The following is a 22,863-nucleotide window of genomic DNA, read 5'->3' as shown; positions in this document are numbered from 1 at the left end:
CCCGTGTTGAGGCAGAAGGTAGCTGGCAGTCTAAACAGCGCCCCCGCTGGCAGCTATAGAATTTCGGCATATCAGTTAGTCAATCAGTCCCCTTATTGAGCTGCCCGCTCTGGAGTAGCGTGGAAACAGGGTCGATCACCGATCGGACACCCGCTACAAGAATAAGACCAGAGGCTGACTACCATGCCAACGCCACATTCCACTTCCCACCTTGAAGATGTACCCACCCGGCAACCCAACCGTGTCAGAGCGATCATGGGTGCCTGCTCCGGCAACCTGGTCGAGTGGTACGACTTTTTCATCTACGCCTACACCGCCATCTACTTCGCCGCTTCGTTCTTCCCCAAGGGCGACACCACCACGCAGCTGCTGGCCACTGCCGGCGTATTTGCCGTGGGCTTCTTCATGCGCCCACTGGGCGGCTGGATCTTCGGCTGGCTGGCCGACACCCGCGGCCGCAAGGTTTCAATGATCATCTCGGTGTTCATGATGTGTGCCGGGTCACTGATGATTGCGGTAATGCCCACCTATGAGACGGTGGGCATCGCCGCACCAATCATGCTGGTCATCGCCCGGCTGATCCAGGGGCTGTCCGTGGGTGCCGAATACGGCACGGGCGCCACCTACATCAGCGAAATCGCAACGCCGGGACGGCGCTGTTTCTATGGCTCGTTCCAGTACTTCACCATCATCGCCGGGCAATTGCTGGCGCTGTTTACCGTGGTCATCCTGCAACAGACCCTCAGCGACGAGCAGTTGCGTGAATGGGGCTGGCGTATCCCGTTCTTCATTGGCGCCATCAGCGCCGTGGTGGTGGTGTACCTGCGCCGCTCGATGCACGAAACCGCGTCGAAAAAGGACATGCACCGCGAAGGCGCCGGGTCGTTGCGCGGCATGTTCAAGCACAAGCGCGCGGTTGCACTGGTGCTCGCCTTTACCATCGGCGGCTCGCTGTACTTCTATACCTTCACCACCTACATGCAGAAGTTTCTGGTGATATCGGCAGGCTTCGATGCGGCCACCGTGAGCTTCATCATGACCTCGGCGCTGATCGGCTTCATGCTGTGCCAGCCGCTGTTCGGCCACCTGGCCGATCGGCTCGGCATCAGGACGCACATGCTGATGTTCTCGAGCCTGGGCGTGCTGCTGGTGATTCCCTTGCTGTTCGCCATCAAGGGGACGCATAGCCCGATCATGGCCTTTGCCCTGGTCTTCGGCGGCCTGGTCATCGCCTCGCTCTACACCCCGATCGCAGGCATCGTCAAAGCCGAGTTGTTCCCACCGGCGGTGCGTGCACTGGGGGTCGGCTTCCCGTATGCCATCGGCAATGCCGCGTTTGGCGGCACAGCGGAATACGTGGCGCTTTCGTTCAGGGCCGAAGGCGTCGAAGACTACTTCTTTTTCTACGTGGCAGCCGTCCTCTGCGTGACCTTCATTGCGTCGATATTGATGCCCAACCTGTCCAGGCACGGCTACATCAGTGGCGATGGCAAGGTCGAGGAAAACACCGGCATGCCCGCCAGCAAGGTGCAGGCTGCCAAGGCGTGACCGCCACAAGCTATGCCAGGCCGGCATATCTCAAAGTGAAAAACGGTAGTCGTCGAGGCCGTTTGTTGCCTGCATGATGAGGCAAAACAAGAGCAGCACTGGAGACAACCATGTCATCGCAAGAAGCTGAACAAAGCTGGCAAGAAGACGTGTTCCGCGTCCTCAAGGCCCACGACGTCAAGCATGTCGTGTTCGTTCCGGACGCCGGCCACTCGGCGGCGATCCGCATGTCCTATGACGACCCCGAGATCAAGGCCGTCGTCCTCACCACCGAAGAAGAAGGCATCGGCTACCTCGCCGGCGCCTGGCTGGGTGGCGAGCGCGGCGCGCTGCTGATGCAGTCCAGCGGCGTGGGTAACTGCATCAACACCCTGGCCTTGCAGAATTGCGCCGGCTTCCCCCTGCTGATAGTGGTGACCCTGCGTGGCGACTGGGCCGAGTTCAATGCCTGGCAAAACCCCATGGGCCAGGCCACCGAGGCCTCGCTGCAACTGATGAAGGTAATGACCTGGCGCGCCGATGTGCCTGAAGACGTCGCCCCGTTGCTGCATGGCGCCGCCACCATGGCTTTCAACGGCGACAGCGCCACCGCCCTGCTGCTCGGCCAGCGCCTGATCGGAGAAAAAAAATGGGTCAAGTAAGCGCCAACCACACCCTGTGCCGCCGTGAAGTGGTACGCACCCTGCTCGCCGATCGCCAGGATGTGCTGGTGGTGACCGGCCTGGGTTCGGCGTCCTACGACGTCATGGCTGCCGGCGACCACGACGGTAACTACTACCTCTGGGCGGCCATGGGCAGCGCCATCACCGTCGGGCTGGGCCTGGCCAATGCCCAGCCGCACAAGTCGGTGGTGGTCATCACCGGCGACGGCGAGTTGCTGATGGGGTTCGGTGCCCTGGCCACGGTTGCCCTGCAAAAACCGGCCAACCTGACCATCGTCGTGCTGGACAACGGCCACTTCGGCGAGACCGGCATGCAGGTCAGCCATGCCGGCTTCGGCATCAAGCTCGACCAGGTCGCGCAGACCTGCGGCTTCAGCTGGACCCGCGAAATTCGTGAAATGGAAGGCGTGCAAGGCCTGCGCGAACGCTTCGCCACGCGTGAGGGTGTGAAGTTGGCGACCGTGAAGATCAAGGCCGAGAACCCACCCCGTGTGTTGCCGCCGCGTGACGGCCATTACGTCAAGAACCGCTTCCGCGCCGCCCTCGGCTTCCAGCCTCTCTGACCCTGCGTTGGGTGCAGGTTGGCAGCCTGCACCGCCTGGAGAACAATAATGAACGACTACGAACAACTCGAAGCCATCCGTGAAGGCGTACGCGCCTTGTGTGGTGATTTCCCTGCCGAGTACTGGCGCAAGGTGGACGAGGAAAAGGGCTTCCCGGACGCCTTCGTCAAGGCGATGACCGAGGCCGGCTGGCTGTCGGCGATGATCCCTGAAGCGTACGGTGGCTCGGGCCTGGGCCTGGCCGAGGCATCGGTCATCCTGGAGGAAGTCAACCGCTGCGGCGGCAACTCCGGCACCATCCACGGCCAGATGTACAATATGTTCACCCTGTTGCGTAACGGCAGTGACGAGCAGAAGCGTAACTACCTGCCAAAGCTGGCCAGCGGCGAACTGCGCTTGCAATCGATGGGGGTCACGGAGCCCACCACCGGCAGCGACACCACCAAGATCAAGACCACTGCCGTGCGCAAGGGCGACAAGTACGTGATCAACGGGCAGAAGGTGTGGATTTCGCGGGTCCAGCACTCCGACCTGATGATCCTCTTGGCCCGCACCACGCCGCTGGCCGAAGTGAAGAAGAAGTCTGAAGGCATGTCGATTTTCCTGGTCGACCTGCGCGAGGCCATCGGCAACGGCCTGACCGTGCAGCCGATCGCCAACATGGTCAACCACGAGACCAACGAGCTGTTCTTCGACAACCTGGAAATCCCCGCCAGCAGCCTGATCGGTGAAGAAGGCAAGGGCTTTCGCTACATCCTCGACGGCCTCAACGCCGAGCGCACGCTGATCGCCGCCGAGTGCATCGGCGATGGGCGCTGGTTCATCGAAAAGTCCAGCCAGTACGCCCGAGATCGTGTGGTCTTCGGGCGGCCGATCGGTCAGAACCAGGGCGTGCAGTTCCCGATTGCCGAAGCGCATATCGAAATCGAGGCCGCCGACCTGATGCGCTGGCGCGCCTGTGAAGAATACGACAGCGGCAAGAATGCCGGTGCCGCCGCCAACATGGCCAAGTACCTGGCGGCCAAGGCCAGCTGGGAAGCGGCCAATGCCTGCCTGCAAACCCACGGCGGTTTCGGCTTTGCCAACGAGTACGACGTCGAGCGCAAGTTCCGCGAGACCCGCCTGTACCAGGTGGCGCCGATCTCGACCAACCTGATCCTGTCGTATGTCGCCGAGCACCTGCTGGAGTTGCCACGGTCGTTCTGACCGAAGTCGCCCCTTGTCGCCAAGGCGGCAAGGGGTTCAGCTCAGCCATGACAAGAGAGATAACCACCATGAGCCAGCCCACGGCTACGCGCCCGCTCGACGGCATCACCGTCATCAGCCTCGAACATGCCATTGCCGCCCCCTTCTGCACCCGCCAGCTGGCCGACCTTGGCGCCCGCGTGATCAAGGTCGAACGGCCGGGCGTCGGCGACTTTGCCCGCGGCTACGACCAACGGGTCAACGGCCTGGCTTCGCACTTCGTCTGGACCAACCGCTCCAAGGAAAGCCTGGCGCTGGACCTCAAGCAGGCCATTGCGGGCGACATTCTCGATCAACTGCTGGAACAGGCCGATGTATTGGTACAAAACCTCGCGCCCGGCGCCGCTGCGCGCCTGGGGCTGTCGTTCGAGGCGTTGCACGTGCGCTTCCCCAAGCTGATCGTCTGCGACATCTCGGGCTACGGTGCCGGTGGCCCGTTTGAGCAGAAAAAGGCCTATGACCTGCTGATCCAGAGCGAGGGCGGCTTCTTGTCGGTAACCGGCGGCCCTGGCGACGAGCAGATGGCCAAGGCGGGCAACTCGATCGCCGACATCGCTGCCGGCATGTATGCGTACACCGGCGTGCTCTCGGCGCTGCTGCTGCGTGGCACCACCGGCGAAGGCAGCCATGTCGAGGTGTCGATGCTGGAAAGCCTGGTGGAATGGATGAACTACCCGCTGTACTACGCCTATGAAGGCGCGGAACCGCCGCCGCGAGCCGGCGCAGCGCACGCCACGATCTACCCCTACGGCCCTTTCCCCACCGGCGATGGCAACACCGTCATGCTCGGGCTGCAGAACGAGCGCGAATGGCGGCTGTTCTGCGAGCAGGTGCTGCTGCAGCCCGCGCTCGCAGACGATCAGCGCTTCGCTGCCAACTACCAGCGTGTGGCCAACCGCGACGCCTTGCGCACGCTGATCATCGAGGCATTCGCCGCCCTGGACTTCGACACGGTGATTGCACGCCTCGATGGCGCCAGCATCGCCAACGCCCGGGTCAATGACATGCTGGGGGTTTGGCAGCACCCACAGTTGCAGGCACGCGGCCGCTGGCGGCAGGTGGCGACCGCGAACGGCAGTGTTCCCAGTTTGCTGCCCCCGGCCAGCAGCAATGCCTACAGCCCGCGCATGGACCCTGTGCCTTCGCTGGGCGAGCACAGCGAAGGCATACTTGCCGAGCTTGGGCTGCCTGCCGAACGTATACAGGCACTGCGTACCGCCGGGGTTATCTGACCCTTCAAGCGTTGAATGATCGAGGAAAACCACAATGACAACACAAGACCTCAGCAGCTGGATCGGGCGCAGCGAAACCCGCCACGAGCGCATCACCCACAACCTGGTCCAGCGCCTCGCGGCGACCCTCAGCGAGCCCGCGCCGTCACCGGGGGAGCCGCTGCCACTGTTGTGGCACTGGGCGTTCTTCCAGGACGCTGTCGAAGCCGCCGGGCTGGGTGGCGATGGGCACCCCGCGCGCGGTGGCTTCCTGCCCCCGGCGCACAACCGCAACCGCATGTGGGCCGGCAGCCGCCTGGAATTCCTCGGCGCTTTGCGGGTAGAAGCACAGGTATCGCGCCAGTCGACCCTTATCAACGTCGAGGAAAAACACGGGCGGACCGGGTCGTTGCTGTTCGTCACGGTCAGACACGTGTATGTGCAGGATGGCTGCGAGGTGCTGGTCGAAGAGCAGGACATCGTCTACCGCGAGCCGACCCCACCCAAGCTTGGTGGTACCGAACCTGCTCCAGCCGGCACCTGGCAAGAAACCGTGACGCCCGACGCAACACTGTTGTTCCGCTACTCGGCAGTCACGTTCAACGGCCACCGCATCCACTACGACTGGCCCTACGTCACCGAGACCGAGGGCTACCCGGGGTTGGTGGTGCACGGCCCGCTGATTGCCACGCTCAACCTGCGCGGCTTTGCCCGTGCAAACCCTGCCGCGCAGATACGCCGCTTCAGTTTCCGTGGCCTGCGGCCCTTGATTTCGCCGAACGCCTTCGAGGTGGGTGGGCGCCTGCTGGGCAGCGACAGGGCCCAGCTCTGGGCGACCGCCGAAGCAGGCATGGCCCAAACCGGGGAAGTCGAATTCAACCTGGGGGCAGCTCAATGAACCAGGCCATCGTGCGTTCCGCCCTGTTCGTGCCAGCCAGCCGCCCGGAACGCATCGCCAAGGCGCTGGCCAGTGGCGCCGATCGGGTCATCGTCGACCTGGAAGACGCCGTTGAAGAAGCCGCAAAGGACCAGGCACGCAGCAACCTTCAGGCCTTCCTTGCGGCGCAGCCCCAGGCCAGCGTGCTGGTGCGGGTCAACGCCCCGCAGCACTGGGCGCATGCCGCTGACCTGGCGTTGTGTCAGCGCCATGCCGGTGTCAGTGGCATCCTTCTTCCCAAGGCCGAAACGGTCGAACAGGTCCAGCGTGCACATGCCACCGGCAAGCCGGTCTGGCCCGTCATCGAAAGCGCTCGCGGGTTGCTCGCCCTGCCCTTGCTGGCCAACTGTGAAGGCGTCGAGCGGTTGTCCTTTGGCAGCCTCGACCTGGGCCTGGACCTCAACCTGCGCAGCGCCAGCGAAGCGGCCGAGCAGGTGCTCGGACATGCGCGCTACGCGGTATTGCTGCACAGCCGCACTGCCGGCCTGGCGCCGGCGCTGGAGGGTGTGTTCCCAGGGATTGAGGACGTCGATGGCCTGCAACGGCATGTGCAATTCGCCCGCGACATGGGTTTTGGCGGTGCCTTGTGCATTCACCCCAGCCAGGTCAGCGTGATTCATCGCGCCCTGCAGCCCTCGGCCACCGAGCTGGACTGGGCACGCCGCGTATTGGCTGCCGCCGAGACCGGTGCCGGGGTGTTCACCCTTGACGGCCAGATGGTGGATGCGCCGGTGATACTGCGCGCCCGGGCCGTAGTGCAAATGGCAGGCAGGGGCGACTAGCCATGGCTTACGCCCGCCCAGTGCAGCATTGCCCGGGCCATCTGCTCAGCGTGGCGCAAGGCTTGATGGCCGAAGTCGGCTACGGCGCCATGAGCATGCGCCAACTGGCGGCCCGGGCCGGGTTGCAGCCCGGCAGCCTGTACCACCACGTTGCGAGCAAACAGGACCTATTGCTCGATGTGTTGCTGAACATTCTTGCGCAGCGGCTCAAGGCCTGGCGCCGTGGGCCCTATACCCGTGACTTGCGGGGCTATTTGCGGTTTCTGCTCGCACGGCAGGTATCGCACCCTTGCGAAGCACTGTTGCTGCGCCATGAGTCGCGCCATGTAGAGGCCGGCCAGCGCGCCTGGCTGGAGCAGGCGGTCAGCCGTTCGCACGCGCCCTTGTGCCAGCTCATCGAGCAGGGCCAGCAACAGGGGCACTTCAATGTGCTGGACAGCGCCGGCACGGCCGAGGCGATCCTGGCCCTGGTCGATACCGCCGAGGGTATGCGGCATCGGCCTGTGCCAGTCGATGAGGCCAGGATCGAAGCCTGGGTGATGCAGATGAGCCTTGCGCTGCTGTCGGCCTGCCCGCCTGGCAAACAGCACGTGCGCTCAACCCGGCTGACGGGCACTGCCTGAATCCGCGTATCATCAGGCCTCACAGCCGAGGCCTGTCATGTTCGATTGGGAAGACCTGCGTCATTTTTCTGCTTTCATCAGCGCCGGCTCGCTCTCGGCCGCCGCCAAGCGCCTGGGCGTTGACCACGCCACCGTGGCCCGGCGTATCAGCTCGCTCGAAGCGTCCTTGCAGCTCAAACTGGTGGACCGCCGGCCACGGGCCTACGCCCTCACCGAACAAGGCTTGCGGGTCGGCGAGTTCGCCGAACAGATGCTGGCCTCTTCGTTTGCACTGGAGCACTTTGCCAGTGCCGACCAACACACCGTTGAAGGCGAAGTGGTGATTGCTGCCCCACCTGCGCTGCTGGGCAGCATGGTGGCGCGCAGGCTGGGGGCCCTGTATCAACGCTACCCCCACTTGCAGCTGAAGCTGGTCGGCAGCAAGTCACGCGCCTCGTTGGCGCGTCGCGAAGCAGACGTGGCCATTGCCTTGGCCAGGCCCACCGAACCCACCTTGGTGGCCAGCTTGCTCGGCCATCTGGAATACACGCTGTACGCCTCGGCGGCCTACCTGCGCCAGCGCGAACCGCAGGTGTATATCGGCTACGACGACTCCCAGGCCAAATCCCCACAGCAACTGTGGCTGCTCAAGCACGCCACAGGCCGCCCTTTCGCCCTGCAAAGCAACGACTTGCGCATCCAGGCCCAGGCAGCAGCCGGCGGCGTGGGCATTGCCTGCCTGCCCGCCTTCATGGCTGAGGAATACGGGCTCAAGCCAGCCAACGACAACAGTTCGATGAGCATCGAAATCTGGCTGGCGGTTCATGAAGACGTGCGCAACACACCCCGCATCAAAGCCGTGACCGACTTTTTGATCGAGCAGGTGAAGCCCCTGCTTCGCTTGTGAATTTTTGCAAACATCGCCTGCACATTCCGGGAATTTGCGCAGTGCCGCATCGCCGTTAACCTTGTGCCATCGCTCGGCAACCTGCGCCGGGCAATGCCGCCAGAGAGGGCACGCAGATGCAGTACGTCAAACTCGGAAACACCGGCCTGGATGTCTCCCGGCTGTGCCTGGGGTGCATGACATTCGGTGACCCCGATGCCGGTACCCATCCCTGGACCCTGAATGTGGACCAGAGCCGCCCGATCATCCGCCACGCGGTGGAACAGGGCATCAACTTCTTCGACACGGCCAACAGCTATTCGGCCGGCACCTCGGAGGTCATCCTGGGCCAACTGCTCAAGGCGTTCACGCGCCGTGAAGACACGGTGATCGCGACCAAGGTCTTCTACCCCGCGAACATGTGGGAAGGCGCCAGCAAGCCCAACGAGCAGGGCCTTTCGCGCAAAGCCATCTTCAGCAGTATCGACGCGAGCCTGAGCCGCCTGGGGGTGGATTACGTCGACCTGTATCAGGTGCATCGCTGGGACTATCACACCCCCATCGAAGAAACCATGGAAGCGCTGCACGATGTGGTCAAGGCCGGAAAGGCCCGCTACATCGGTGCCTCGTCGATGTATGCCTGGCAGTTCGCCAAAGCCCAGCACGTTGCCGCGGCCAATGGCTGGAGCCGGTTCGTCTCGATGCAGAACTACCTCAACCTGGTGTATCGGGAAGAAGAGCGGGAAATGATCCCCTTGTGCCAGGACCAAGGCGTCGGGCTGATGCCCTGGAGCCCGCTGGCACGCGGGCGGCTGACCCGGCCCAAGGGGCAGGAGACGGCGCGCACGCTGAGCGATGTTTCCGGCAAGTCGTTCTATGAGCGGACCGAAGCCGAGGATGGCCGAGTGATTGATGTGGTCGAACTGATTGCCGCTGAACGTGGCGTACCCATGGCGCAGGTGGCGTTGGCCTGGGTGCTCGGGCACCGCGGCGTGTCTGCACCGATTGTTGGTGCGTCGAAGCCTGGGCACCTTGACGATGCCATTGCGGCGTTGGAGCTTGAGTTGAGTGATGAAGAGGTCATGCGGCTGGAAGCGCCTTATGTGCCGCATGCGGTTACGGGGTTCAAGTAGGCCTTGGTGTAGGGCTTGGGAGGTTCAGCGCCTATGAGATCGAGCGCCGCCGTGCATGCCTTGGGAGGTTCGGCGCCTATGAGATCGAGCGCCGCCCGCGCGGCGCATCGCGACGCAAGGCCGCTCCTACATCTGTTTCGGGCCAGTTATGCCTGAAGCATTGGCGCGCGGCCCCTTGGTGCCTGTCTCAATATCGTATCGTACAAACAAGGCGGTCGCGCGCTAATGCCACAGGCCTCATTGGCCCGAAACAAATGTAGGAGCGGCCTTGCGTCGCGATGCGCCGCGCGGGCGGCGCTCGATCTCATAGGCGCTGAACCTCCCAAGACATGCACGTCGCAGCCTCGACGTGCCTCTCCCTGATTGACTATGATCCCACCTTGAACGTTTCAGCATGTTTCAATAAGGATTCAAATGTCTGTCCAAGAACCACCACCGCTAGCCCTCCCGAAACGCACTGTCGCCAAGATGGAAGCCGCCATGGCCCTGGGCAGCTTTGCCATCGGCACCGGCGAATTCGCCATCATGGGGTTGATGCCGGACATCGCCAGCAACCTGCAACTGAGCGAGCCTGAAGTGGGCCATGCCATCAGTGCCTATGCGCTGGGCGTGATGGTCGGTGCCCCGACGCTGGCGATCCTCGGCGCCAAGCTGCTGCGCAAGCACATGCTGCTGCTGTTGATGGCGCTGTATGCCTTGGGCAACCTGGCCACGGCATTTGCCCCCTCCTTCGGCGGCCTGGTAGCCTTCCGCTTCATCAGCGGCCTGCCCCATGGCGCGTACTTCGGCATTGCGGCGGTGGTGGCATCGAGCATGGTGGCAAACAACCAGCGGGCGGGCGCTGTCGCGCGGGTGATGATGGGCCTGACGTTGGCCATGCTGCTGGGCAACCCGGTTGCGACCTTCCTGGGGCAGTACTTTGGCTGGCGCTCTGCGTTTGTGTTGGTCGGGCTGATTGCCCTGTGCACCATCGCCCTGGTCTGGCGCTTCGTGCCGCAACCGCACGATGAAGTGCGCAGCGACCCCCGCAAGGAACTGCAGGCGTTCGCCCTGCCCCAGGTGTGGATGGCACTGGCCATTGCCTCGATCGGGTTTGCCGGCATGTTCTGTGTGTTCAGCTACCTGGCACCGACCATGCTGCACGTGACCCAGGTGTCGCCGCAGTGGATCCCCTTTGGCCTGGCCGCCTTTGGCGCGGGTGGCATCATTGGCAACATCGCCGGTGGCAAACTGTTCGATCGCCTGCAGTTCCGCGCCGTGGGCCTGGTGTTGGTCTGGTCGATTGCTGTGCTGCTATTTTTCACCTTTGCGGCACAATCGCTTTGGACGCTGCTGCTGGGCGTCGCCCTGGTCGGCACCATGATTGCCCTGGCCGCGCCGTTGCAGATTCGCCTGATGGATATTGCCCATGAAGCGCCAAGCCTGGCGGCGGCTTCGAATCATGCGGCGTTCAACCTGGCCAACGCGCTTGGGCCGTGGTTGGGTGGCATGGCCATCACTGCGGGGCTGGGCTGGACCAGTACGGGTTACATCGGTGCGGCTACGGCATTGGTCGGTTTGGGGATTTACCTGGTGGCCCGTCGTATGAAGGGGGGCCATTGATTCAATTGCGGTAGTGGGGGGCTGTGGGAGCGGGCTTGCCCCGCGAACACCGGCGAAGCCGGTGCCATGCACCGTGTTCCCCATTCGCGGGCCAAGCCCGCTCCCACAGGATACGCAGCTTACGGGGGCAGTCTGCTAGGCAGCGCCATCGAGCCCCATCTGCCAGAAGTCGGCTTCAAGGCTCGACGCCTGGCCGAAGATGCCTGCCAGCTCGACGAACCGTTGCTCGGTCATACTGCGCGCCGCCAGTTCATCCAGGTGCTTGCGCGCATTGGCCGCCACGGCCTGATAGCCCTCCCCGGCGTACTCACCAATCCATTCACGATAAGGGTGCTGGCTCAGGTCGCCAATACGCTGCGCCAACGTGCGCCCGATTTCGGCATAGCCGATGACACAGGGGGCCAACGCCACATGCAGTTCAAGCAGATCGCCCGCAGCGCCGCAATCGAGCACGTAGCGGGTATAGGCCACCGTGGCCTGATGCTCCGGCGCAGCCTGGATATCGGCCTCGGTCAGCCCCCAGCGAGCGCACAGGCGCAGGTGCAGTTCGGTTTCGTCGAGAATCGCCGCCAGGCCTGCCTGGGCGGCACGAATGTCAGCCGGCAAGCGGCTTTTGTAGGCGGCCAGCGCCCAGGCGCGGGCGAACTGGATCAGGAACAGGTAGTCCTGCACCAGGTAAGTCCGAAACGCAGACTCGCTCAGCGTGCCTTCGCCCATCTGCCGCACGAAATCGTGATCGACATAGCGATTCCATTGGTCGGCACGGGCGGCTTTGAGGCGATCGAAAATATCCATGCTCACGCCTCCCCCTCATACACGGCATCGAAGAAGGCCAGTTCCAGGGCCACGGTACGCAGGTAGAAGTCGGTGCTCAGCTCAGCCTCCTGCGGCCCCACGCGGTCCAGTTCGGCTTGCAGGAAGGCGACGAAGGCCTGGAACGCCGGGTTGTCGTGCAGGGTGATCCATTCGGCATGCACGAAGTGCTCGGGCAAGGGCTTGGGGGCTTTGATCGCCCAGTCCAGGTACAAGCCTTCGGCAACGTTCAGCACAGCCAGCGCGGCGGCATACGAACGGGTGGCCGCTGCTTCGCGCATGATGGCCTTGAAACCTGCAGTTGGGGCAGTGTCCTCGGCTTCTACGCGCTGTGCCGGGCTTACGTCCAGCGCCTCGAAGGCACGCAGGAAATACGTGTTTTCATCACTCGAAATCATCCCGGCGAACTGGCCGAAGCGCAGGCGCGCCTCGAAGGTGTCGGCGGTCGCGATGGCTGCGCCGAGCAGGGTCAGGAAGCTGTCGAGAAAACGATGATCCTGCACCAGGTAGCGGACCATGATCGGGTCCGGCAGGCTGCCGTCGCACAATTGGGTAACGAAACGGTGCCCGATGGCCGCCGACCAGGTCGGCTCGCTTTGGCGGCGCAGGGTTTGCGTGAAACGTTCGGTCATGATGCTGTCCTCTGCAGGGGGTGACAGCGAGACCGTTGCAGCTGGCATGGACTGGCCTCGCAGTGAGGCCGGCAAAAAGGCAGGTCGCAAGTCCCATCCCTTCGCCGGCATGATCCGGATCAGGTTCGAAGGGTCACCGCGCTAAAGCATTCAGCGGTTTCTCAGCCCGTTGCCGGGGCTCCCCTTGGTGGCGCACAGGTATACAGCAGGTACGAAGGTGCTGTCACTACCCAAACAGTGGGTGATGCATGACCCGTTTGTGGGTACTTACACCCGTTTTTTGACGCCTCCTACCGCACCTCATTCAGGTCTTGCAAGGTTTTGTTTAACAAAGCATTACTTAATTATCAGTTGGCACAGCCGTTGCTCAGGTCCATTAACCAGGCAAAACGCCATTGATGGCTCCAAGCCATAGAGCCGCGAGCGAGGCACAAGGCAATGAAAACATCGGCCAAGACCCAACCCACAAGGCATGCATTCAAATTGTCTTCCGTCACTGCATTGATGTTCAGCCTCGGGCTGATCCCGGCCATGGCCTCCTCCCTTGATGACGTCAGCCAGCCCCCGCCGACCGACCCCTCGGCCTACACCAATCAGCCGGCCAACCCGAACCCGGCGCTGCTCAACCTGTATACCCTGCCGGATGCCAACGAAGGCTCACTGGAACTTACCGACGGTGCCTACGGCGACCGCACCACCGTGCGCAAGGACAACGTGCTGCCGCCCGCCCTGCAAACCTCCGAAAAATACCCCACCAACGGTAAACCGAGCCCGCTGTTCGGTGCGCAGCCGTTCACCCAGCAACTGCTGCTGTTCGAAGAGTTCGGCCCCGAGAAGCTCGACCCAAGCATCCCGGTACCTAGCCTGACGTTCCCGGTGCCGACCCTCGGCGCCGCGCCTGCGCAAGACCCCAACATCGTCGCCCGCAGCGGCCCCAGCGGCACGGCGCTGGAGGCGTTTCTAAAACAACCTGGCCTGTACCCTTTCCCGACCCAATACGCCAACGTGCTCGACCGCAACCCGTGGAAGGCGCAGATCGAAATGTTCCTCAACCGCCAACCGGTCGGCTCGCCGGCTGAAGGCCGGCCACCAGGAAAAGGCTGGTCCCATCAGCGCTGGAACGAGTTCTACCCCCAGGCTGCATTCAAAACCGCCCAGGCCGGTGCACGCATCAACCTCGGGCTGCGTGACCGCAAGCAACTGCACAACTATGCGGTCGGCGAGTTCGCGCCGGGCGGGCTGTACTACCAGACTTCGGACATCCCTACCACGCTGGGCACCACCAAAGGCATCGACACCCGTTTTCACCCAAGCATGCCCCTGCAGAACCACAAATCGCTGTGGTCGTTCGATGGCACCTTCCCGCCCAAGCTGCTGATGGTGCGGTATGGCCAGTCAATCCTGATGCGCCACTACAACGCCCTGCCGATCGACCCTTCGGCCAACGGTGGCTTTGGCCTGCACACCCTCTCGACCCACGAGCATAACGGCCACTCACCGGCCGAGAGCGATGGCTTTGCCAATGCCTACTTTTTCCCCGGCCAGTACTACGACTACCGTTGGCCGGTCCAGTTGGCTGGCTACGACACGATCAATACCCGTGCCCAGGACCCGCGTGCAGCGTTCCCTTGCTCACCTGGCGAAACCTTGTTTGTGAATGATGCGTCGCCTGGCCTGAAGACCTGCGAAAACGGCAGCATCAAGATTCGTGGCGACTGGCGCGAAACCATGAGTAGCCACTGGTTCCACGACCACATGATGGATTTCACGGCGCAGAACGTCTACAAAGGCAACGCCGCGATGATGAACTACTACAGCGCCCTGGACCGCGGCAACGAGGCCCTGCAGGACGGCGTCAACCTGCGCTTGCCCAGTGGGGCCGGCATGCCGTGGGGCAACCGCGACTACGACGTCAACCTGGTGATCGCCGACAAGGCCTGGGATGCCAATGGCCAGTTGTGGTTCAACCCGTTCAACACCGACGGCTTTCTCGGCGACCAGATCCTGGTCAACTGGCAGTACCAGCCAAAGCTGAAAGTGCGGGCGCGCAGCTACCGTTTCCGCCTGCTCAACGGCTCGGTTTCGCGCTACTTCAAGTTCGCTGTGGTGCGTGAAATCGCCGGCACCAGCGGCGAATTCAAGGGGCCGACCGGTTCCAACCTGTCGTATGCCCGCGTGCCGTTCCACATGATCGCCAACGACGGCAACATCATGGAACACGCCGTGCCGTTCGACGGCACCCTGGACCTCAACGGTGATGGCGACCTCAAGGACAACAACGGCATCCTGCCGGTGCAAGGTATCGCCGAGCGTTACGACATCATCATCAACTTCGCCAAAAACGGCATCAAGGCCGGCGACAAGCTGTACTTCATCAACCTGATGGAGCACCAGTCCGGCAAGGGCCCGAACATGGCCATTGCGCTGGCGGACGTGCTGTCGGAGAAATACAAGGCCGTTATCAAGCAGACCAGCAAGGGCCCGCAATGGGACAAAGGCGACCCGGTGGTGGGCAAGTTCCTGCAGTTGCTGGTACAGCCCTACAGTGGCCAGGACCTGAGCATGGACCCGGTCGCCTATGAACCGGCCAAGCCGGGCAAGGCTGCAGGCCTGAAAATGATCCCGTTGACCCTCGACCGTAATTCCGCAGCCGACCAGGCCAAGCTCAAGGACGCCCGCCACCGCGAGTTCCTCTTTGGCCGCTCCGACGGTACCGATACTGCACCTTGGACCATCAAGACAGACGGCGGCTTCGGCTACAGCATGGACCCACGGCGCATCAGCGCCTCCCCACAACTGGCCAACGAAGCCACGCCAGCTGGCTTCAGCGGCGACGGCACCCTCGAAGTGTGGAAGATCAAGAATGGCGGTAATGGCTGGAGCCACCCGGTGCATGTGCACTTCGAGGAAGGCATCGTGCTCAGCCGCGACGGCAAGGCACCGCCAGAATGGGAGAAATGGGCACGCAAGGACGTCTACCGCATCGGCTCGGAAACCGACTCTTCGGAAGAACTGGATGTGGCAATCCGCTTCCGTGAGTTCGCCGGGACCTACATGGAGCACTGCCACAACACCCAGCATGAGGATTCGTCCATGCTGCTGCGTTGGGACCTGGAACACCCTGGCCAATTCCAGGTGATGCCAACCCCGTTGCCGGGTTGGGACGGCGTAGAATACGTCGCCTCCGTTGGCCTGCCGACCTTCCGCACGGCTGCCCATGACGATGATGACGATGTCAACAAACCGCCAGTAGCCGTCAGCGACAGTGCAGCCACCACCGCAGGTAAGGCGATTACGCTTAGTGTGCTGGCAAACGACACCGACCCCGAGCGCAACCTGCCCTTGACCATCATTGGCTTGAGCCAGCCGGACTCTGGCCAGGGTACCACCAGTACCAATGGCACCACGGTGACTTACACCCCACCGGCCACTGTCGCCACGCCCTTCACCGCCAGCTTCACCTACTCGGCACGTGATACCAAAGGTGCCGAGTCGGTGGTCCCGGCCACGGTCAGCGTTGCAGTGAGCCCCGCAGCACCCGTCGACGTTATCCAGGTCAGCAGTGCCTCGGTGCAATTGCGCAGCGGCAACCGTTACACCTGGGAGCTGATAGGGACTACCTCGATCGCCACGGGTAACAGCATCAACGTGTCGGTGGCAACCACCAACGGCCCGCTGAACCTGGGCGCGGCCACGCTGACCGCAGCCACCACCGGTGCCCGTTGGCGGGTGTCAGTCACCACCACCGGCTACGGCCCGGCAACGCCAGCGACGGCGACCGTGAAATCGACGCTGGGGCAAAGCGTGACGGTGCCGATCAGTTACAAGTAATCGCTTGGCGAAACGGGGCTGCGGCGCAGCCCCACTGGCTCACCTTCCGAGGCATGCATCATGACCGGCTCATGGCGTGTTCTGCTCGTGCTGTCGCTGTTCGCTGCCAGTGTCCCGTTCTGGCCCGTGCAGCCCCAGCAAGCCCCTACCAACGAAGCTGCTACGCCCTGGGGCGCCGACTACTTCCCCAATACCCCCCTGCTCACTCAGGATGGCGAAAAGGTCCACTTCTTCGACGACCTGATCAAGGACAAGGTCGTCGCCATCAACTTCATCTTCACCGGTTGCTCCGATTCCTGCCCGGTTGAAACCGCCCGCCTGCGCCAGGTGCAGAAGATCCTCGGCGACCGCGTAGGCAAGGATATATTCCTCTACTCCATCAGCATCGACCCCTACAACGACACCCCCGCCACCCTCAAACGCTACGCCGAAAAATTCGCCATCGGCCCCGGCTGGACCCTGCTCACCGGCGAGCCCGACGACATCGAGCAATTGCGCAGAAGCCTGGGCCTGTACATAGAGGGCCTGGAAAACGGCCGCTCCAAAGACCACAACCTGAGCCTGATCATCGGCAACCAGGCCACCGGCCGCTGGATGAAAGCCTCGCCCTTCGAAAGCCCCTACATCCTCGCCGACCGCCTGGGTAACAGCCTGCACAACTGGAAACAGGCCAGCGCCATGGCCAACGACTATGCCCAGGCGCCGGAAGTGCGCTCGCCCAGCAGTGGCGAGCAGATCTTCCGCACCCGCTGCTCCTCCTGCCACACCTTGGGCAACACCGAGCCCGGTATGCAACAGGGCATAGGCCCCGACTTGCTGGGGGTAACACGCCAACGCGATGCCAGCTGGTTGAGCCGTTGGCTGAAAGCACCAGACCAGATGCTTGCACAGAAAGACCCGCTGGCCATGCTGCTTTATGAGCAGTACAACCGCCTGGCGATGCCCAACATGCGCCTGGGCGATGCCGAGGTCAGCGCGTTGATGGCCTATATGGAAGAAGAAACCACGCGCCTGCAGACGCCTTTGGCGGATACGGCAAAACCTTAGAGGCAATTGGCCATCAGTCATTAGCCTGTCATCTTGCTGTCGTATTTTGCCGGCATCACCCTGGGTCGGGACCCTCCGCCGTGATTCGCCGCTCGCTCTCTTCTGCAAGCCTTCTGCGCCTGATGGTCCTGATGCTGTGTGCAGCCACCCTGGCCTTTCTCTGGGGGCTGCACGTTTCGCAGAAGGCCGCCGCACGCCAGGATGCACTGTCGGCCAAGGCTGCCGAACACCTGAACCTGGCCAGCATCGTCGCGCAGAGCCTGCGCCAGCTGGTCGACCGGGCCCAGGCCGTGGGCCGCGTCACCCAGGGCGACATGAAGGCGCTGCGCCAGGGCAACGCCAGCCTGGCGCGGCTGCTCGCCGAAGACCCGGTGTTCAAACGCATGAGCCTGTACGACCGGCAGGGTCGGCTGGTGTCGGCCAGCCATGCCGACGAGGCCGCGACACTGCCTGAAGACTGGCTGCGCCAGTTGCAGTTGCACGTGGCCCGCTATGGCTTCAAACCCTTCCTGCCCAGCGCCGAAGCGCCCGGCATCAACGCCATGCCCAGCTGGCGCCTGCCGTTCGTATTGCCGCTCACCGACCTGCCTGGCCGTGAAATCGACAGCATCCTCGTGGTGCAACTGGACATCGGCTACCTGGCGGTACTGTTCCAGCACATCGACCTGGGCAGCACGGGCCTGATGCGCCTGCTGCAGGACGATGGCCAGGAACGCCTGCGCATCGACGCCAGTGGTGTGCTGATGGCCGCAGACAACCTCGAGCCCGGGCTGCCACAAGCGGGGCCAGACGCCGGGGCGCTGACCCAGTACTCACCCGGTGGCGCCTACCAGAGCCTGTACCGGCGGGTTGCCGAACGCGGCTTCAGCGTGGTGGTCAGCCAGCGCTACGAAGCGATTCTTGCGCCCTCGACCCTGGCCTACGCCCGCCAGTTCTGGCTGAACCTCAGCATGACCCTGATGATTCTCGCCAGCCTGGCCTGGACCTTGCGCCTGCTGCGCAAACGCCAGGAAGCGTTCAGTGCCCTGGAGCATGCGCAACAGGTCAACCAGCAACTGATCGAGCGGCTCGAGGAGGCCCACCGGCGCAGCAGCCATGCCGCCGCCACCGATCACCTCAGCGGCCTGCACAACCGCCGCCAGTTCGTCGAGGTGGCGGGGCTTGCGCTGACCCGACAACGGGGCCAGCGCCGGCTGATGGCGATCCTGTTCATCGACATGGACCGTTTCAAGTCGATCAACGATTCACTCGGTCACAAGATCGGCGACCTGCTGCTGCAAGCCGTGGCCGGGCGTATTCAGCGCCTGCTGGAGCCCGGCGACGAGGCCTCGCGCTTTGGCGGTGACGAGTTCGTGGTGCTGCTGGCCGGGCAGCGCAGCGAAGAGCAGATCAACGCCTGGGTACGCGAACTGGTGCAGAAACTCTCGGCCACCTATGCCCTGGATGGCCAGGAGGTCAACACAAGCCCCAGTGTCGGTGTCAGCATCTGCCCACGCGATGGCCAGGAGATCGACAGCCTGATCCGCTGCGCCGATGCTGCCATGTACTCGGCCAAGCAGGCCGGGCGGGCCCAGTACCGTTTCTTCGACCCCTCGCTGAACCTGGTTGATATCCATGCCTTCACCCTCGAACAGGCCTTTGGTGCAGCCTTGGCAGAGCACCAGTTCGTCCTGCACTACCAGCCGCAGATCCGCCTCGATACCCACCAGGTGCTGGGCTACGAGGCTCTGGTGCGTTGGGACCACCCTGAATTCGGCCTGCTCTACCCCGACCGTTTCATCGACCTGGCCGAGCGCAGCGGCTTCATCATCGAGCTCGGCTGGGAAGTGCTGCGCCTAGCCTGCGAGGCGCTGGCCCGCTGGCACGCCCAGGGCCGTGAAGCGCGCCTGGCGGTCAACGTCTCGGCGCTGCAACTGCGCCAGGCAGACTTCAGCACGCGGCTGTTAAGCCAGTTGCAGGGGTACGGAATTGCCGCGCAACGGCTGGAGCTGGAGATCACCGAAACCACCATCCTCGACCCCGAGGGTACTGCAGTCAGCCACTTGCACCGCCTGCGCGACGCGGGCCTGGGCATCAGCCTGGACGATTTCGGGCGCGGTTATGCGGGCTTTGCCCACCTGCATTCGCTGCCGTTGAGCAAGTTGAAGATCGACCGCTCGCTGATTGCGCCGCTGTCCAACAGCCATGACGACAGCCCGATCGTCTCCTCCACCATCATCCTGGCCAAGCGCCTGGGCCTGGAAGTGGTGGCCGAGGGCGTGGAAACCCGCGAGCAAGTGGTGTGCCTGAAGCTCGCCGGTTGCGACATCGCCCAGGGGTATCACTTCAGCCGCCCGCTGTCGCCAGCGCAACTGCTCGACTACCCGCCCTTCAACGGCATTGAGGACCTGGTGGCAGCGGGTTCACCCGCGTATACACTCGAAACCAGTGCCATGGGCCACAGCGGCTAAGTGTGCCAGGACAGGCCCGCCGATTCGGTTTATCGTGTCACCACTGAATACCGGCTACCGTACCATGACCGACATCGAGCGCTACGTCCGCGCCGCCACCCGCGACAACACGCGGCGCAGCTACCAGGCTGCCATCGACCATTTCGAGACCCTATGGGGCGGCTTTCTGCCGGCCACTGCCGAGGCGGTCGCCCGCTACCTGGCCGACCACGCCGAACTGCACGCCGTGAGCACCCTGCGCCAACGCCTTGCGGCCCTTAGCCAATGGCATATCAGCCAGGGCTTCCCCGACCCGACCAAGGCACCGCTGGTGCGCCAGGTGCTGCGCGGTATCCGCACCCTGCACCCGACCCCTCCGAAGCAGGCCGCACCGCTGTTGCTGCAGCACCTGCAGACGGCGGTGCAGTGCTTCGAGGACGAAGCTCGCCAGGCACGCGAAAACCATGACCTGACCGCACTGCGCCGCGCACGTCGCGATGCCGCGTTGCTGTTGCTGGGATTCTGGAGAGGGTTTCGCGGTGATGAACTGGCCCGGCTGCGCATCGAGCATATCCAGGCCGAGGCGGGTGTCGGCATCACGCTGTTCCTGCCGCGCAGCAAGGGCGACCGGGAAGCGCTTGGCGTGCAGCACCGCACGCCGGCACTCAAGGCGCTGTGCCCGGTCACCGCCTACCTGCAATGGCTGGAAGTAGCCGGCATCGCCCATGGCCCGGTGTTTCGCAAGCTCGACCGCTGGGGCAACCTCGGCGACGCGCCGCTCAACAGCAACAGCCTGGTCGGCCTGCTCAGGCGCATGCTGGAGCGTGCCGGGGTGCCGGCGGCGTTGTACACCGGCCACTCCCTGCGCCGCGGTTTCGCCACCTGGGCCACGGCCAATGGTTGGGAGCTGAAGGCGTTGATGAGCTACGTGGGCTGGAAAGACGCCAAGTCGGCGCTGCGCTACATCGATGCAGCGCAGCGCTTTGGCGAGCTGGCCGTGTTACCGGCCAGCCGGGTGCATCAGCTCACTCCTTGAAGGCGTGGCGGTGGATGCCAGCGATCTCCGGGCGAATGGCGTAGAGGTCGCCGGCATCCGGATAGTGCCGCAGTTCAACCGCGTTCATGCCGAAACGCGCCGTGGTGATGTACAAGGTGGCCATGCCTTCACCGCCAAAGCAGCAACTGGTCGGGCGTGGCACCGGCATCACCACCTGGTCGGTCAGGTGGCCGTTACGGTCGTAACGCAACAGGCAACTGCCATTGAACTGGCAGACCCACAGCCCGCCCTCACGGTCCAGCGCAATGCCATCCGGGCGGCCCAGCTCGGCGGGAGTTTCGGCGAACAGCACGACCTCGGCCAGGCGACCTTCCGGCAGGTATTCGGCGCGGTAGATGGAACGGGCGACCGAGTCGACGAAGTACACGGTATGCCCATCTTCCGACCAGGCCAGGCCATTGGGCAGTGCCATGCCGTCGTGGATCACCTCGTCGCTCAGCTGTGCATCGAAACGGAACAAGGCACCGGTATTGCCGCTCGGCGCTTCGTCCATCAGGCCGCTGACAAAACGCCCCTGGGGGTCGCAGGCGCCATCGTTGAAGCGGTAGGTGGATCGCGGATGGACCGGCACGGAACACTGCCGCACCTTGCGCGCGTTCACGTCAAGAATGGCGACGCTGGAGTCTTCGGTGAAGATCAGGTTGCCCTTGTCGGTCAACGCCAGGGCACCAATGCGCGCCGCCGATTCATACAGGCTCTCGACCTCGCCGTCCGGGTTCAGCCGGTTGATGCGCCCACCGGAGATGTCGACGAAGTACAGCGCGCCGCTTCGCGCGTCCCAGACCGGGCTTTCGCCCAGGTCGGCACGGGTGTTGGCGACCTTGACCGGCACATAGTGGCATTCCTTGATGCGGCTCCAGCGTTCGGCCACTTCCTTGAGGTTGCCCGCCTGCACCCGCGCCAGGTCGCGCGGGTAGCTGACGCCGCTGTTCTCGGTGAAACGGGTGGCGGTGAACTGCCCGTTGCTGGCGCGCAGGATGTACCCCGTGTCGCGGCACAGTGAACTGGCCAGGTACAACACCCCCGGCGTGACCCATTCGGGCTTGAGCTCTTCCGGTGCGTCGGTCACGCCCCACATACGGGTCTTGGCCACCGGCGAGATGGCATTGACCAGAATGCCGTGCGCCTGCCCTTCCATGCTCAACGCGTTCATGATGCCGACCTGGGCCATCTTGCCGGCCGAGTAGGCCACCAGGCCGGGCTGCGAATAGCGCTGGTACATGGCGCGGTCCGAGGTGGTCAGCACCACGCGCGGCGCCGCCGAGTGCTTGAGGTACTTCCAGGCATGCTTGGCCAGCCACACCGGGGCGTGCACGCTGATGCCCAGCGCACGCTGAAGAAAGGCTTCTTCCTGCGCCTCGATACCCTGGTAATCGACCCAGCCGGCATTGTGAATGAGGATGTCCAGCGCACCGAAATGCTCGATGGCCAGCTCGATCAACTGCTGGCACTCACGTTCGTCTTCCAATTGCCCGGCATGGGCGACCACGTTGTAGCCCTTGGCCTGCAAGGCCGCGAGCGCCTGGTCCAGTGCTGACGGGTCTTGCCCTTGACCAGCGCGGTCAGTCCCCAGGTCGCTGATCACCACCCGGGCACCACGCTCGGCCAGCGCCATGGCGTAGGCCAGGCCCAGCCCTTGGGCGGCACCGGTAATGATGGCAACTTTATTATTGAAAGGGTCTGTCATGGGCATTGCGGGGCACCTTCAGATTCTCCTTTTTTACGATAACAATAAAAAAATCAATGACTTAATATTAAAAGCATGCAACTTTGATATCTCAGGGATATCACCGGGCTTTGTCACTCGGGTGCCACGCACTATGATGGCCGCCTTGCAGGGGTGGCCCGGCCGCCTTCCGGGCACCCTGCATGTCGATGAAGGA

General features: G+C 63.5%; 18 protein-coding genes, 1 pseudogene and 1 riboswitch. Of the genes and pseudogenes, 15 read left to right on the top strand and 4 right to left on the bottom strand.

The annotated features are described in order from the left end of the window. Window positions 1–183: 183 nt before the first annotated feature. The 11 genes from DJ563_RS06440 to DJ563_RS06390 all read left to right on the top strand — a co-directional run bounded on the left by DJ563_RS06440 (window position 184) and on the right by DJ563_RS06390 (window position 11,171). Complete coding sequence (locus DJ563_RS06440; protein WP_434519074.1) at window positions 184–1,548, top strand: MFS family transporter; 1,365 nt, start codon at window positions 184–186, stop codon at window positions 1,546–1,548. A gap of 110 nt (window positions 1,549–1,658) precedes the next feature. Continuing rightward, window positions 1,659–2,189: a thiamine pyrophosphate-binding protein gene (locus DJ563_RS06435; protein ID WP_434519073.1), complete on the top strand. Its 531-nt coding sequence runs from the start codon at window positions 1,659–1,661 to the stop codon at window positions 2,187–2,189. After that, window positions 2,177–2,773 (top strand): thiamine pyrophosphate-dependent enzyme, encoded by a 597-nt coding sequence (locus tag DJ563_RS06430; protein WP_434519072.1) that lies wholly within the window; start codon window positions 2,177–2,179, stop codon window positions 2,771–2,773. The genes DJ563_RS06435 and DJ563_RS06430 overlap by 13 nt, the downstream gene beginning before the upstream one ends. Before the next feature lie 48 nt (window positions 2,774–2,821). Further along, window positions 2,822–3,979 (top strand): acyl-CoA dehydrogenase family protein, encoded by a 1,158-nt coding sequence (locus DJ563_RS06425; RefSeq protein ID WP_434519071.1) that lies wholly within the window; start codon window positions 2,822–2,824, stop codon window positions 3,977–3,979. Between the two features lie 68 nt (window positions 3,980–4,047). Then, on the top strand, window positions 4,048–5,250 hold the full coding sequence (locus DJ563_RS06420) for a CaiB/BaiF CoA transferase family protein (protein WP_434519070.1): 1,203 nt from the start codon (window positions 4,048–4,050) through the stop codon (window positions 5,248–5,250). A gap of 34 nt (window positions 5,251–5,284) precedes the next feature. Further along, window positions 5,285–6,127 carry an FAS1-like dehydratase domain-containing protein gene (locus DJ563_RS06415; RefSeq protein WP_434519069.1) on the top strand — a complete coding sequence of 281 codons (843 nt, stop codon included), beginning with the start codon at window positions 5,285–5,287 and terminating at the stop codon, window positions 6,125–6,127. After that, complete coding sequence (locus DJ563_RS06410; protein ID WP_434519068.1) at window positions 6,124–6,948, top strand: HpcH/HpaI aldolase/citrate lyase family protein; 825 nt, start codon at window positions 6,124–6,126, stop codon at window positions 6,946–6,948. The genes DJ563_RS06415 and DJ563_RS06410 overlap by 4 nt, the downstream gene beginning before the upstream one ends. Window positions 6,949–6,950: 2 nt before the next feature. Further along, entirely contained in the window at window positions 6,951–7,571 is a 621-nt protein-coding gene (locus tag DJ563_RS06405) for a TetR/AcrR family transcriptional regulator (RefSeq protein ID WP_434519067.1), read from the top strand. 37 nt (window positions 7,572–7,608) lie between these two features. Beyond that, the gene (locus tag DJ563_RS06400; RefSeq protein ID WP_274099014.1) at window positions 7,609–8,457 is read left to right on the top strand and encodes a LysR family transcriptional regulator; all 849 of its coding nucleotides are present in this window, start codon (window positions 7,609–7,611) and stop codon (window positions 8,455–8,457) included. 116 nt (window positions 8,458–8,573) lie between these two features. Beyond that, window positions 8,574–9,569, top strand: a complete 996-nt coding sequence (locus tag DJ563_RS06395; protein WP_434519066.1) for an aldo/keto reductase — start codon at window positions 8,574–8,576, stop codon at window positions 9,567–9,569. Between the two features lie 414 nt (window positions 9,570–9,983). Beyond that, window positions 9,984–11,171, top strand: a complete 1,188-nt coding sequence (locus tag DJ563_RS06390) for an MFS transporter (RefSeq protein WP_274099016.1) — start codon at window positions 9,984–9,986, stop codon at window positions 11,169–11,171. 135 nt (window positions 11,172–11,306) lie between these two features. On the opposite strand, the gene tenA is transcribed toward DJ563_RS06390, so the two are convergent. Both tenA and DJ563_RS06380 read right to left on the bottom strand, forming a co-directional pair. After that, entirely contained in the window at window positions 11,307–11,966 is a 660-nt protein-coding gene (tenA, locus tag DJ563_RS06385; protein WP_434519065.1) for a thiaminase II, read from the bottom strand. A gap of 2 nt (window positions 11,967–11,968) precedes the next feature. Continuing rightward, on the bottom strand, window positions 11,969–12,616 hold the full coding sequence (locus tag DJ563_RS06380) for a TenA family protein (protein WP_434519064.1): 648 nt from the start codon (window positions 12,614–12,616) through the stop codon (window positions 11,969–11,971). A gap of 79 nt (window positions 12,617–12,695) precedes the next feature. After that, window positions 12,696–12,811: riboswitch (TPP riboswitch) on the bottom strand. 309 nt (window positions 12,812–13,120) lie between these two features. On the opposite strand from DJ563_RS06380, the gene DJ563_RS06375 reads away from it, so the two are divergent. From DJ563_RS06375 to DJ563_RS06360, 4 genes are all read left to right on the top strand, one after another. Next, on the top strand, window positions 13,121–16,447 hold the full coding sequence (locus DJ563_RS06375) for an Ig-like domain-containing protein (protein WP_434519700.1): 3,327 nt from the start codon (window positions 13,121–13,123) through the stop codon (window positions 16,445–16,447). Window positions 16,448–16,507: 60 nt separating this feature from the next. Beyond that, window positions 16,508–17,494: an SCO family protein gene (locus DJ563_RS06370; RefSeq protein ID WP_274099020.1), complete on the top strand. Its 987-nt coding sequence runs from the start codon at window positions 16,508–16,510 to the stop codon at window positions 17,492–17,494. Between the two features lie 80 nt (window positions 17,495–17,574). Further along, the gene (locus DJ563_RS06365; RefSeq protein WP_274099021.1) at window positions 17,575–19,944 is read left to right on the top strand and encodes a putative bifunctional diguanylate cyclase/phosphodiesterase; all 2,370 of its coding nucleotides are present in this window, start codon (window positions 17,575–17,577) and stop codon (window positions 19,942–19,944) included. 34 nt (window positions 19,945–19,978) lie between these two features. After that, window positions 19,979–20,959: a site-specific integrase gene (locus tag DJ563_RS06360; RefSeq protein ID WP_274099022.1), complete on the top strand. Its 981-nt coding sequence runs from the start codon at window positions 19,979–19,981 to the stop codon at window positions 20,957–20,959. Here DJ563_RS06360 and DJ563_RS06355 read toward each other — a convergent pair. Both DJ563_RS06355 and DJ563_RS06350 read right to left on the bottom strand, forming a co-directional pair. Further along, entirely contained in the window at window positions 20,949–22,058 is a 1,110-nt protein-coding gene (locus DJ563_RS06355) for an SMP-30/gluconolactonase/LRE family protein (protein ID WP_434519699.1), read from the bottom strand. The genes DJ563_RS06360 and DJ563_RS06355 overlap by 11 nt on opposite strands. Then, window positions 22,032–22,667, bottom strand: a pseudogene (locus DJ563_RS06350) (SDR family NAD(P)-dependent oxidoreductase); the annotation flags it as partial. The pseudogene DJ563_RS06350 and the gene DJ563_RS06355, both read right to left, overlap by 27 nt. Window positions 22,668–22,863: the final 196 nt, after the last annotated feature.

Origin of the sequence: Pseudomonas sp. NFX1, from assembly GCF_051123555.1 — a bacterium.
Taxonomy (GTDB): domain Bacteria; phylum Pseudomonadota; class Gammaproteobacteria; order Pseudomonadales; family Pseudomonadaceae; genus Aquipseudomonas; species Aquipseudomonas capeferrum.
The sequence above is the reverse complement of the archived record's forward strand: the minus strand, read 5'-3'. Positions and strand labels throughout refer to the sequence as shown.